General features: G+C 63.6%; 10 protein-coding genes. 7 read left to right on the top strand and 3 right to left on the bottom strand.

The features are described from left to right. Nucleotides 1–16 precede the first annotated feature (16 nt). The 3 genes from tssC to tssA are packed head-to-tail and all read right to left on the bottom strand — an operon-like array spanning nucleotide 17 to nucleotide 3,267. Nucleotides 17–1,522 (bottom strand): type VI secretion system contractile sheath large subunit, encoded by a 1,506-nt coding sequence (tssC, locus tag CK215_RS07410; protein ID WP_066989059.1) that lies wholly within the window; start codon nucleotides 1,520–1,522, stop codon nucleotides 17–19. 3 nt (nucleotides 1,523–1,525) lie between these two features. Further along, nucleotides 1,526–2,062 carry a type VI secretion system contractile sheath small subunit gene (gene tssB / locus CK215_RS07405; RefSeq protein WP_066989057.1) on the bottom strand — a complete coding sequence of 179 codons (537 nt, stop codon included), beginning with the start codon at nucleotides 2,060–2,062 and terminating at the stop codon, nucleotides 1,526–1,528. A gap of 5 nt (nucleotides 2,063–2,067) precedes the next feature. Further along, a complete protein-coding gene (gene tssA / locus CK215_RS07400; RefSeq protein ID WP_095776298.1) occupies nucleotides 2,068–3,267 on the bottom strand; it encodes a type VI secretion system protein TssA in 1,200 nt (399 codons plus the stop codon). Nucleotides 3,268–3,599: 332 nt separating this feature from the next. On the opposite strand from tssA, the gene tssH reads away from it, so the two are divergent. The 7 genes from tssH (at nucleotide 3,600) to CK215_RS07365 (ending at nucleotide 11,748) form a co-directional block, all read left to right on the top strand. Beyond that, complete coding sequence (gene tssH, locus CK215_RS07395; protein WP_095830515.1) at nucleotides 3,600–6,440, top strand: type VI secretion system ATPase TssH; 2,841 nt, start codon at nucleotides 3,600–3,602, stop codon at nucleotides 6,438–6,440. Nucleotides 6,441–6,565: 125 nt separating this feature from the next. Next, a complete protein-coding gene (locus CK215_RS07390) occupies nucleotides 6,566–6,838 on the top strand; it encodes a hypothetical protein (protein WP_095830619.1) in 273 nt (90 codons plus the stop codon). A 270-nt stretch (nucleotides 6,839–7,108) separates the two neighbouring features. Beyond that, nucleotides 7,109–8,311 carry an ABC transporter substrate-binding protein gene (locus CK215_RS07385; protein WP_095830618.1) on the top strand — a complete coding sequence of 401 codons (1,203 nt, stop codon included), beginning with the start codon at nucleotides 7,109–7,111 and terminating at the stop codon, nucleotides 8,309–8,311. An 80-nt stretch (nucleotides 8,312–8,391) separates the two neighbouring features. After that, nucleotides 8,392–9,258: a branched-chain amino acid ABC transporter permease gene (locus CK215_RS07380; RefSeq protein ID WP_066989049.1), complete on the top strand. Its 867-nt coding sequence runs from the start codon at nucleotides 8,392–8,394 to the stop codon at nucleotides 9,256–9,258. 7 nt (nucleotides 9,259–9,265) lie between these two features. Beyond that, on the top strand, nucleotides 9,266–10,246 hold the full coding sequence (locus CK215_RS07375; protein WP_095781824.1) for a branched-chain amino acid ABC transporter permease: 981 nt from the start codon (nucleotides 9,266–9,268) through the stop codon (nucleotides 10,244–10,246). Between the two features lie 3 nt (nucleotides 10,247–10,249). Continuing rightward, entirely contained in the window at nucleotides 10,250–11,029 is a 780-nt protein-coding gene (locus tag CK215_RS07370; RefSeq protein WP_095776295.1) for an ABC transporter ATP-binding protein, read from the top strand. Then, nucleotides 11,026–11,748, top strand: a complete 723-nt coding sequence (locus tag CK215_RS07365; protein WP_066989044.1) for an ABC transporter ATP-binding protein — start codon at nucleotides 11,026–11,028, stop codon at nucleotides 11,746–11,748. The genes CK215_RS07370 and CK215_RS07365 overlap by 4 nt, the downstream gene beginning before the upstream one ends. The last annotated feature ends 6 nt before the right edge of the window (nucleotides 11,749–11,754 follow it).

Here is an 11,754-nt window from a genome sequence, read left to right as displayed (position 1 = left end):
GACTATGCTTGCGATTTCACCCCTTCACTGACGGCAGTTCGGACACCAGCCGGAGCGAGGCATTGATGCCTTCCAGCTGGTAGTGCGGACGCAGATAGAAACGGGCGTTGTAGTAACCGGGCCGGCCTTCGACACTGTCGACCTGGACCTCGGCCGCGGCGAGCGGGCGCTTGGCGCGCGCCTTGTCGTCGGCAAAGGCTGGATTGGCCAGCACGTACCGGTTGATCCATTCGGTCAACCAGATCTGCATGTCGGTGCGTTCCTTGAACGAGCCGATCTTGTCGCGCGCGATCGCCTTGAGGTAGTGGGCGAAGCGCGAGACCGGGAACAGGTAGGGCAGGTTGGCGCTGAGCCGCTCGTTGGCCTGCGCGTCGGGATCGACCAGACGCCCGGCTCGGGTCTCGTCGTCCTGCAGCGAATGGGCGCCGATGAAGGCCGCAAGGTCGGTGTTCTTCCGGTGCAGGATCGGCATCAGACCGAGCTTGGCGAGCTCCGCTTCGCGCCGGTCGTCGATAGCGACTTCCGTCGGGCATTTCATCGCGATCGATCCGTCGTCGGTCGGAAACGCGTGCACCGGCAGGTTGAGCACCGTGCCGCCGTTTTCGACGCCGCGGATCTGTGTGCCCCAGCCAAAAAGCTTGTGGCTGCGGTTGATGTTGACGCCCATCGGGAAGGCGGCGTTCATCCAGACATATTTGTTGTGGTCGCCTCCCACTTCTTCCTCGAAGGTGAAACCCTTCACCGGAACGGTCTCGGAGCCGTAAGGCAGGCGCGCCAGCACCCGCGGCATGGTGAGGCCGATATAGCGGGCGTCCTCGCTCTCGCGCAGCGACTGCCACGAGGCATAGGCCGGGTTGTTGACGATCATCTGCAGGTCCTGCGGGTTGGGCAGTTCCTGCCAGCTGTCCATGCGGAACAGGCGCGGCGAGGCGGCGGCGATGAAGGGCGTGTGCGCCGAGGCGCAGACGCCGGAGATGTTGCGCAGCAGGCCGACGTCGCGCGGATGGTTCGAGAATTCGTAGGCGCCGAGAATGCAGCCGATCGGCTCGCCGCCCAGCATCGAATACTCGTCCGTATAGACCTTCTTGAAGATCGGGCTCTGGTCCCACATCTGGCCTTCATAGTCTTCCAGCGTGTCGGCCAGCTGTTCCTTGGAGATGTTCATCACCCGGATCTTGAGCTTCGTATCCGTCTCGGTGTTGTTGACGAGATACCAGAGGCCGCGCCAGGTGCCTTCCATCTCGCGCACTTCCGGCGCGTGCAGGATCTCGTTGACCTGCGTCGTCAGCATCTTGTCGATGCCGGCGATCAGCGACTTGATCGACTTGATCGCATTGGACGAGATGGTGGTGGTTTCGGAGCGCGACTGCGCCGCCAGCGCCAGGTTGCGCACCAGCTGCTGCAGTTTCTCGCTGTCGTCCTTCTTGACCTTGAAATCCTTTTCCAGGAGGCCGCTGAATTCGCCGAGGTCAATCGCTTCCGCCTCGGCGGTGGCGGCTGCGGTTTTTTGCTGTTCAGCCATGACTTACTCCTCGCCCTTGCCCTCAGAAATCGCCTGGCCGGCGATCTTGCTCAGCAGCGGTTCGTTGTTCAGAAGCTGCGCGATGCGCTTTTCGGCGTCGACGCGGCCATCCATGAAGCCGAGCAACTCTTCGAGCTGCCGGCGCATCTTGAGAATCTCGGCCAACTGCGGGACCTGCTCGGCGATCTTGTCCGGCGCGAAATCGCCCATCTTGGAGAAGGTGAGATCGATCGCGAGCTCTTCGTCCCGCTCGGCGCCCTCGGCTTGCGGGAGTGTGTTCTTTACCCGCGCCTTCACCCGCGGCCCCATGGCCTCCATGAACTTCGGGAAGCGGTTGGCGTCGGTTTCGACGAAGTTGCGGTCGAGCACCGACTTCACCGCTTCCTTGGTCTGTGAAGCGCCGGAAAGATCGGCCATCACGGCCATGACGAACGGCAGTTCGATCGTTGTCGGGCTGCCGTAGGTCTCGACGTCATAGGCGATCTGCACGCGCGGGGCGCGGTTTCTTTCGATGACCTTCGCTTTGCTCTCTGCTGGCATGCTTGTTACCTTTCATCCTTCTGGGCCGGCTTCTTCGGATCGGGGACACCGGCAAGAAGCCGGAACTCCTTCAGCCCCGACGGGGCAAGATCTTCCATCAGTTCCACGAAATCCATGTGCACCATGCGGCGCACGCGGCGGGCGAGATGCGGGATCGGGCTCGACGGCTCGGTGCGGTCATAAAAGGCGACGACGAGATCCAGGCATTTGACGACGTCGTCGCGCGAGGTGATCCGGTCGGGCAGCCCGGCGCCCGGTTCCGCATAGCTTGCGACACTTGCCATCGATTCGGCTCCCCTCGCTTCGGCGCCCATCCTTTCGCCACCATGGCCGTTTGGGCCGGGCGCTGCCGGTTCCGCCGGCTGCGGGATTGGCTTTGCGGCCCCGTTCGCCCCGGCGCCGGCAGCGGAATTCCGCTCCAGCGTCGTCAGCAAACGCTGCAGGAAGCGTCTCAATTCCGGAATGGCGGGGCCATTGCCGTCGATGCGCTTGTTGAGGGCGGCGTCGACCTCGTCGAGAGCGGCGATCACCGCGCGGGCGTCGGCGAGCAGCGAGGTCATCGCCTCGCCGGCCTGATCGACGTGCGCCTTGCACCCGGTGCGCACCCGGTTCACCAGCTGGTTGTGGCCGCTCACCAGCGCCGCCTTTTCCGCCGCGCCCAGTCCCGAAGCAGCCTCCTGCAGCATGACGTGTTCGTCGAGGCTGCCCTTCTCCAGGTCCTCTCCCTTGATCGGGCCGACCGTGCGCGGCGCAAAGAAGACCATGCCGCGCAGATCCTTGAGCAGCCCGTCCTGGCTGTTTTGCAGGTCGATCAGCGCATTGATGCGCCGCAAGGCAGCCTCGCGCGCCGTGGCGCCAGAGCGCAGTGCCGGATGCATCGTTTCCCAATGCCTGTCGAAGGTTTGGGCGATCAGCGTCAGGCCTTCGGCGAGCCCGCCCAACTGTTCTTCGTTGGCAAGGGCACGCACAACCAGGACGAGAAGGCGCAGGTCCCGCCCGTGCGACCGCAACTCCTCCGCCTTGGTGAGTACGACGGACCAGTCGACCGGAACATCGACTTCCGATTTGTTGTTTCCTTCGTATTCGACCTTTTTCTGCTGTTCGGTCAGGCGCTCCAGCTCATGAAAGGCCGGGTCGTTACGCAAGTCCTCTCCCGACGGATTTTCACCGTTCAGAGGATTCAGCCAGAGTGCGAGATCAATCACACTAACCCCCAGCCAGCGGCCCTGAGACCCTATGTGACGCAACGTTACCACCGGCCTCGCGTCACGACAATTGAGCAGCTGCTCAAAAACTAACGGATGCTAAACGCGACCGTTTCTTTCAGCAAAACCCATTGCGCGATTACCGGGCCGGGTATGTGAAATGGCTCGCATAGCCCGGACCGCAATTCGGTGTTTCTTGCACGACATTGCAGAGCTTGTGTAACCGGGCAGTGCCGCCCGGATAGATCCAAACGCCTTATCCGTCACGCGGCTTTGTCAAGCCGCCGCTTATATGGCAGGGTACGGTTGGCAGATTGCGGGAGCAAGTTCGAATGGAACAGCGCCGGTCATCGCAGAGCTTCAAGCGTAAGGAACTGGTCGCCAAGCTCAACGCCACGGGGGTGCGCGCCTTCAAGGCCGCGGCCGATACGGCCAAGCTGCGCGGCAATCCTTATGTGGAGCTCGTCCACTTCATCCAGCAACTGGTGCTGTCCGAGCGCTCGGACGTGCAGATGATCATCGCCGATGCCGGGTTGGACGTCAGCCGGCTGACGGCTGACATGACCCGAGCCATCGACAAGCTGCCTTACGGCGCGACCTCCGTCGAGGAATTCTCCGATCACATCTTCCACGCAATCCAGGAAGGCTGGAACCTGGCGACGCTGGAGTTCGGCGTGGAGGAGGTGCGCAGCGCCCATATCCTGCTGGCCTGCCTGAGGACGCCGGTGCTGGAAGGCCTGGTCTCGAAAATCAGCGCCGAATTCGACAAGATCGATGCCGACGGCGTCGTTTCCCGTTTCGCCGACGTGACCGAAGGCTCGCTCGAAGCCGGCACACCTCCCGCCTCTGCCGCCGCCGAACAGCCGATGAAGCGCGGTCCGGGCGGAGATTCGGCGCTGGCCAAATACGCGACCGACCTCACGCTGCGCGCCCGCGACGGCAAGATCGATCCGGTCGTCGGCCGCGACCCGGAAATCCGGCAGATCGTCGACATCCTCATGCGTCGCCGCCAAAACAACCCGATCCTGACCGGCGAGGCCGGCGTCGGCAAGACGGCGGTGGTCGAAGGATTTGCGCTCCGCATCGCCCAGGGCGACGTGCCGCCGACGCTTGAGAATGTCAGCGTGCGCATGCTCGATGTCGGGCTGATGCAGGCGGGCGCCAGCGTCAAGGGCGAGTTCGAGAAGCGGCTGAAGGCGGTCATCGACGAGGTTCAGGCCTCCGAGGTGCCGATTATCCTGTTCATCGACGAGGCGCATACACTGATCGGCGCTGGCGGTGCCGCAGGCACCGGCGATGCCGCCAATCTTTTGAAGCCGGCGCTGGCGCGCGGCGAGCTGCGCACCATCGCCGCCACGACCTGGGCCGAATACAAGCAGCATATCGAGAAAGATCCGGCACTGACGCGCCGCTTCCAGGTGGTCAAGATCGAGGAGCCGTCGGAAGCTGTGGCCGTGCTGATGCTGCGCGGCGTCGCCGGCGTCCTGGAGCAGCACCACAAGGTCCAGATACTGGACGAGGCGATCGAGGCGGCGGTCGCGCTCTCGCACCGCTACATTCCGGCCAGGCAACTGCCGGACAAGGCCGTCAGCCTGCTCGACACGGCTTGCGCGCGCGTTGCGGTCTCGCAGCATGCGACGCCGGCCGAGGTCGAGGACATTCTGCGCCGCCGCCAGGCGCTGGAGGTCGAGAGTGGCATCATCGGCCGCGAGGCGGCGATCGGCATCGAGGTCGCCGACCGTCAGGCTCGCGTCGATGCCGGGCTGGCGGAAACCGAGACCACCTTAGCCGCCGCCCAGGCGCGCTGGGATCGCGAGAAAGCACTGGTCGCCGAGATTCTTGACCTGCGCGCCAAACTGCGCGGTGAAGGCGTGCCGCTCGATGCGGCGGGGGGAGAGGCCGGGGAGGAAACCGTAGCGGCTGAGCCGGCTGCGTCCGAAACTCCCGAAGCAAAGGCGCCCGAGAGCAAGGCGGCTGAAACCAAGCCCGGGAAATCCAAGGGCTCGAAAGCCAAGGCGGCGAAGGGCGAGGCGGTCGAACCCGGGGCGGTCGTCGGAGAGACGATCGCCGAGGGATCGGCCGGTTCGTCTGCCGATCTCGCGCGGCTGCGCGAGCTGATGGCGGAGCTTGCCGCGGCGCAGGGCGAGACGCCGCTGATCCTGCCTTCGGTCGATCGCAATGCGGTCGCCGCCGTGGTGCAGGACTGGACCGGCATCCCGACCGGACGGATGCTGTCCAGCCAGACCGAGAAAGCGCTCAGGCTGGCCGCGACCCTTTCGGAACGCGTGGTCGGCCAGGATCACGCGATGGAGATGATCGCCAAACGTGTCCAGACCAGCCGCGCCGGCCTTGGCGCGCCGGAAAAGCCGGTCGGCGTATTCCTGCTCTGCGGCCCCTCCGGCGTCGGCAAGACCGAGACCGCGCTGGCGCTTGCCGAGACGCTTTATGGCGGCGAGCAGAACCTGATCTCGATCAACATGTCCGAGTTCCAGGAAGCGCATACCGTCTCGACGCTCAAGGGCGCGCCGCCCGGCTATGTCGGTTACGGCAAGGGCGGCATCCTGACCGAGGCGGTGCGGCGCAAACCCTATTCGGTGATCCTGCTCGACGAGGTCGAGAAGGCGCATCCGGACGTCCACGAAATCTTCTTCCAGGTCTTCGACAAGGGCATGATGGACGACAGCGAGGGCCGGCGCATCGATTTCAAGAACACGCTGATCCTGCTCACCTCGAATGTCGGCTCCGACGTCATCATGGACCGCACCAAGAACGGCACCGTGCGGACCGGCATTGACGATCTCGACGCGGCCCTGCGCACGCCGCTGCTGACAGTTTTCCCGGCCGCCTTCCTCGGTCGGGTGGTCACCATACCCTATTATCCACTGTCGGATTCGATGATAGAGGCGATCGCCCGCCATCAGTTCGGCAAGATCGCGCGGCGGCTTAAAGCGACCAACGATGCCGAACTGGTCATCGGCGACGGCGTCATGGATCTGGTCAAGGCGCGCTGCACCGAGATCGAGTCCGGCGGCCGCATGATCGACGCCATCCTCACCAACACGCTGCTGCCGGAGCTCAGCCGCGGCGTGCTCAACCGCTCGCTGGAGGGCGCGAAGATGACGAAGGTCACCGTCGGCGCGTCAAAGGAAGGTTTTACCTACTCCTTCGAGTAGCCGCAGCAACTCCGGGGAAGGAGTGTAGCGGGCCAAGCTATTTTGAAGATAGAGACTGGGAACTTTTGCTCCGCTGGCGATTTTGGATGTGCTGCTGATCCGAAATGGCCGGAAAGGTGCCGCCGATGACGAAAAACCTTGCGATCTCCGCTCTCGTTCTGGCCACGGCCATTGGCGTGTCCGGCGCAGCGTTCGCCGGCGACCGGCATCTGAAGCGCCCGGTCGAGCAGGAGCGCTACGTTCCGGCCGAAGGCGACCTCATCGACATCCTGTTCGGCGGGCCGCGCTACTATGACGCCATGCTGGTCACCACGGCGGCGGGCGCGTGTTCATACCACCGGACGGCGCCGGACGCGAATGCGCTGAACAAAATCAACGACCATCATTGCGGAAAATAAGGTCTGCCCCGCGCCCAGCCGTCGGCAAGCCGCGACCGCCTCCATTTTATCATGCCGCGCACTGATCGTTCGCCGAGGTGGCTGGCCGTTCGGGCAGCCAGTCCTCAGCCTGCGCTCGCGGTTGGGCCGCTCTGCCGTCGCACACATTCAGTCCAAACATTGTATACAATAACAAAGAAATCTGTTGACAATCTCTCGCAGGCGGCTTCCATAGGCTATCCGCGCAGCCATGAGCAAAAACAAAAGCGCGATAACCAGAAGGGAACCGATATGATCAACCGACGCTCGACTTTGAAATCGCTGGTGCTTGGCGCCGCCTCGACCCTGGCCATGGCCGCCATAGGCATCCCGTCCGCGCAGGCTGAAAACAAGGAACTGAAGATCGGCTTCGTTGGCGTCACCAGCGGTCCCGCCGCCGCCTGGGGCACGTCCAATGTGCGCTCGATGCAGACGCGCGCCGCCTGGCTCAACGAAAAAGGCGGCGTCAAGATCGGCGACGACACCTACAACATCAACATCGTCACCTTCGACGACCAGAAAGATCCCAAGCGCGCCATCGCCGGCATGGAGAAGATGGCGCAGGAGGGCATCCACTATGTCGTCGGACCCAATGTCGATGACGGCGCTGCTGCGGTGCGCCCTGTCGCCGAGGCCAACGGCATCATCTATTTCCCCTACGCCTTCCCGAAGGCGCTCTACCAGAAGCCGGCCTCGAACGCCGTGCTCGGCATGATCGCCAACTACCAGTCGGGCCCGGCGATCTATAAATACCTCAAGGAAAACAAGGGCGTGAAGACGATCGCCTTTGTCGCCGCGAACGAATCCGACCCGCTCAGCCAGCGTGACAGCGGCGTCGAGGCGGCCAAGGCGCTCGGGCTCGACGTCGTCGCGCAGAACGACACGTACCAGAACGACACCCGCGACTTCACGCCGGTGCTCACCCCGATCGTGGCGCTGAAGCCCGATCTGCTGGTGCTGTCCGGCGTGGCGCCGGCCAACGCGCCGCTGCTCATCCGCGCCGCCCGCGAGCTCGGCTTCGAGGGCTTGATCTCGACCGAGACGGCGCAGGACGCCAAGGTTCTGGAGGAGGGCGCCGGCGAATACGCCAACGGCTTCATTTCCGTCGGCGGTGCCTCGACACCGGAGATCGCTTCGGACGAGATGAAGGACTTCGTCGCCCGCTACACCAAGATGTTCGGCGAGTATAACGACGAGTCCAATACCAAGGTCTACGCGTTGGAGTACATCATCGAGACGATGAAGGCCAATCCGGCCGCCATCAACAATGTCGACGAATTCAAGAAGACCATGGACACCTTCTCGGCGCCCAACCCCTTCCTGAAGGGCGACGCCAAGCTGAGCTATGTCGGCGCGACCTCCTTCGGCCAGAAGCGTCAGCTAGCCGTGCCGATGGTGGTCAACGAATACAAGGACGGCGCTTTCCAGACCCTGTTCGTCGGCTCCGTCGACTAGGTTTGGGTTCCTAAGGTTACTTCCTCCCGAATGCCGGGGGTCCGGGCGATGCTCGGACCCTGCGGAAGATCGAAGGATCCATGGAACAGGTCATCGCCAACGGATTGTATCTCGGCGCCCAGTACGCGCTGATCGCGCTCGGGCTAACCCTGATCTTCGCCCTGATGAACGTGCTGAATTTCGCCCACGGGCAGATGTACGTTCTGGGCGGGTTCATCACCTATACCGTCTACGGCCAACTCGGCCTGCCTTTCGTGGTGGCGCTGCTGGCCTCCGGCGTGACGCTCGCCGTCATCGGCGCGCTGATGGAGAGATTCCTCTTTCGAACGGTTATCCGCCGCAGTCACCGCGAGGAGAGCACCATGCTGCTCGCCGCCGCGACGGCCTTCTTCTTCGACGCCGTCATCCTGCTCATGTTCGGTGAGAAGCAGCGCGGCGTTCCCAAGATCGTCAAAGGCGTCTTCAACGAGGCCGGCATCATCATGCCTTATGACCGCCTGGTTGTCGGCGCTCTGGCCATCGTCTTCATCGCCGCCTTTGTCCTTTACATGCAGTACAGCCGGGTCGGCCGCGCCATGCGCGCGCTCGCCCAGGACCGTGTCGCGGCCCAGCTGATGGGTGTCAGGGTCGACCGCTATTCGATGATCGGCTTCGCGCTCGGCGCCATGCTGGCGGGCGTTGTCGGCGGCCTGCTGGTCACCATCACCGGCGTCAATTCCGGCATTGGCGGCCCGATCTCGATCAAGGCCTTCCTGATGGTGATGATCGGCGGCGCCGGGGTCGTCGGCGGGGCGATCGCCGGCGGCTTCATCCTCGGCATGATGGAATCGGTCGGCCTCACCGCGCTGCGCGAATATGGCGACGTCACCTACCTCGTCATCTTCGCCGCCCTGATGGTGTTTCTGTCGATCCGCCCCAACGGGCTGATGGGCAAGCCGTGGGGTTGAGCGCGCCATGACCCGCAATCGCAACATGAAGATCGCTTCGGTCGCAACCTTCCTGGCGATCGTCTTCATCGCCGTGCCGGCCGCGATCTCGGCAAGCGGCCGCATCGACCTCTACTACACGCTGACCTCGGTGGCGCTGCTCAGCATCGCCAGCGCCGGCGTGTGGCTCACCTTCTACATCGGCCGCATCAATATCGGCCAGGGCGCCTATGCGCTGATGGGCGGCTATGTCTCGGCCATACTGGTGATGAACCACGGCTGGTCGTTCTGGCTGACGCTGCCTGTCGCCGGTCTCTTCTGCGCCGCCGCGAGCGTGCTGATCGGTCTGCCGATCCTGCGGTTGCGCGGCGTCTATTTCGCCATGGTGACGCTGGTTCTGACCGAGGTCGTGCGGCTCTTGGCGCTGGCGCTGCCGATCACCAACGGCGCCAAGGGCATCGTCAGCATCCCGCTGCCCGGCGCGCTCTCGGTCTTCGGGCTGACCATCATCCCGGACTTCGCCACGCTGCAGAATTCGCGGCTCGCGTTCTACCTGCTGGCGGTCACGCTGATGGTGGGCTGCTTCGCGGTGATGTATCGGCTGGTCAACTCGCGCATCGGCAAGCTCTGCCAGTCGCTGCAGCAGAACGAGGAACTCGCCTCCTCGATCGGCGTCAACATCGCCTATCTGCGCGTCATCGCCTATGCGGTGTCCTCCTTCTTCGGTGGGCTTGCCGGCGCCATCTTCGCCGCCATCTCGCAGTCGATCTATCCGTCGAGCTTCACGGTCACCGATTCCGTCAACTTCATGCTGAACTGCTTCCTCGGCGGCCTCGGCTACGTGTTCGGTCCGATGCTCGGCACGCTGGTGCTCTATTTCGGCTGGGACCTCTTGTTCCAGACCGGCCAGTTCCAGCTCCTGATATATTCCGGCCTGATGATCGTATTGATGCTGGTGCTGCCAAACGGCCTGCTCAGCCTCACGGTTCCGACCCGGAAGAAGGCTTGAGCCATGGCCGAAATGCTCGAAGTTTCCGGCATCACCAAGCGCTTCGGCGGTCTCGTCGCGGTCAACAACGTCTCCTTCTCGGTGCGCGAGAAGGAGATTCTCTCGGTCATCGGTCCGAACGGCGCCGGCAAATCGACGCTGTTCAAGCTGATCTCGTCGTTCCTCAGGCCAACGTCCGGCGAGGTCCGCCTGAAGGGTGAACGCATCTCCGGCATGGCGCCGCATATTGCCGCGCGCAAGGGCGTCGTGCGCACCTTCCAGGAAACGACGATCTTCAAGAACATGAGCGTGCGCGACAACGTCATCATCGCGCATCATCTGCGCTCGAAGGCGAGCCTCGTCGGTTTCTTTCTCGGCACCGGCACGGCCAAGGCAGACGAAGCGGCTTTCGGCCAGTCCGCCGACGAGATCCTGGCGCTGCTCGGCCTGGCTTCGCTTGCCAGCGAGATCGCCCGCAACCTGCCACATGGCCATTTGCGGGCGCTGGGCATCGCCATCGGCCTTGCCACCGATCCCTCGATCCTGCTGCTCGACGAGCCCTTTGCCGGCATGAATCACGAGGAGACGATGCGCATGGTGGCGATGGTGCGGCGCCTGCGCGATCTCGGCCTTACCATCCTGCTCGTCGAGCACGACATGCCGGCCGTGATGAAGATCTCGGACCGCATCGTGGTGCTCAATTTCGGGCAGAAGATCGCCGAGGGAACACCGTCGGAAATCCAGGCCAACGAGAAGGTCATCGAAGCCTATCTCGGCAGCGAAGACGAGGCGATCGGGCTATGAACCAGATCCTGAACTTCGCCGGCGTCGAACTCTATTACGATCACGTCTATGCGCTGAAGGGCGTCTCGCTCGAGGTCAATGAGGGTGAGACCGTCGCGCTGATCGGCGCCAACGGCGCCGGCAAGTCGTCGATCCTGCGCGCCATCACCGGGCTCAACCGGATAAGGTCCGGCGAGATCCACTACAGCGGCAAGCGCATCGACGGTGCCGCTCCAGACGAGATCGTCAAGATGGGCATCGCCATGGTGCCGGAAGGGCGCCGCGTCTTTCCCTATATGACGGTCAGGGACAACCTTTTGATGGGTGCCTTCACGCGCTCGAGCAAGGCCGAGATCGCGGCGACGTTGGAGATGGTGCTGGGGCGCTTTCCCCGGCTGAAGGAGCGCTTCTCCCAAGCTGCCGGCACGATGAGCGGCGGCGAACAGCAAATGCTGGTCATCGGCCGCGCGCTGATGGCCAAGCCGAAGCTTTTGCTGCTCGACGAGCCGTCGCTCGGAGTCGCGCCAAAACTTGTCCAGGACATCGCCCGCTCGATTGTCGCCATCAACCGCGACGAGAAGGTCAGCGTTCTGTTGGTCGAGCAGAATTCCCGCATGGCGCTTCGCATTTCGCAGCGCGCCTATGCGCTGACCACCGGCAGCGTCGCCCTGAGCGGCAACTCCGCCGAATTGCTGAGCGACGACCGGGTCAAGCGTCTTTATCTCGGCGGCGAGATCTGAGGCTGA

Origin of the sequence: Mesorhizobium sp. WSM3864 (assembly GCF_002294955.1) — a bacterium.
GTDB lineage: Bacteria > Pseudomonadota > Alphaproteobacteria > Rhizobiales > Rhizobiaceae > Mesorhizobium.
This window is presented reverse-complemented; position numbering and strand designations above follow the sequence as displayed.

Excerpts from the sequence above, each read along its gene's own strand:
- tssC (WP_066989059.1), bottom strand. The coding sequence starts at position 1,522 with ATGGCTGAACAGCAAAAAACCGCAGCCGCCACCGCCGAGGCGGAAGCG.
- tssB (WP_066989057.1), bottom strand. The coding sequence starts at position 2,062 with ATGCCAGCAGAGAGCAAAGCGAAGGTCATCGAAAGAAACCGCGCCCCG.
- tssH (WP_095830515.1), top strand. The coding sequence starts at position 3,600 with ATGGAACAGCGCCGGTCATCGCAGAGCTTCAAGCGTAAGGAACTGGTC.
- CK215_RS07390 (WP_095830619.1), top strand. The coding sequence starts at position 6,566 with ATGACGAAAAACCTTGCGATCTCCGCTCTCGTTCTGGCCACGGCCATT.
- CK215_RS07385 (WP_095830618.1), top strand. The coding sequence starts at position 7,109 with ATGATCAACCGACGCTCGACTTTGAAATCGCTGGTGCTTGGCGCCGCC.
- CK215_RS07380 (WP_066989049.1), top strand. The coding sequence starts at position 8,392 with ATGGAACAGGTCATCGCCAACGGATTGTATCTCGGCGCCCAGTACGCG.
- CK215_RS07375 (WP_095781824.1), top strand. The coding sequence starts at position 9,266 with ATGACCCGCAATCGCAACATGAAGATCGCTTCGGTCGCAACCTTCCTG.
- CK215_RS07370 (WP_095776295.1), top strand. The coding sequence starts at position 10,250 with ATGGCCGAAATGCTCGAAGTTTCCGGCATCACCAAGCGCTTCGGCGGT.
- CK215_RS07365 (WP_066989044.1), top strand. The coding sequence starts at position 11,026 with ATGAACCAGATCCTGAACTTCGCCGGCGTCGAACTCTATTACGATCAC.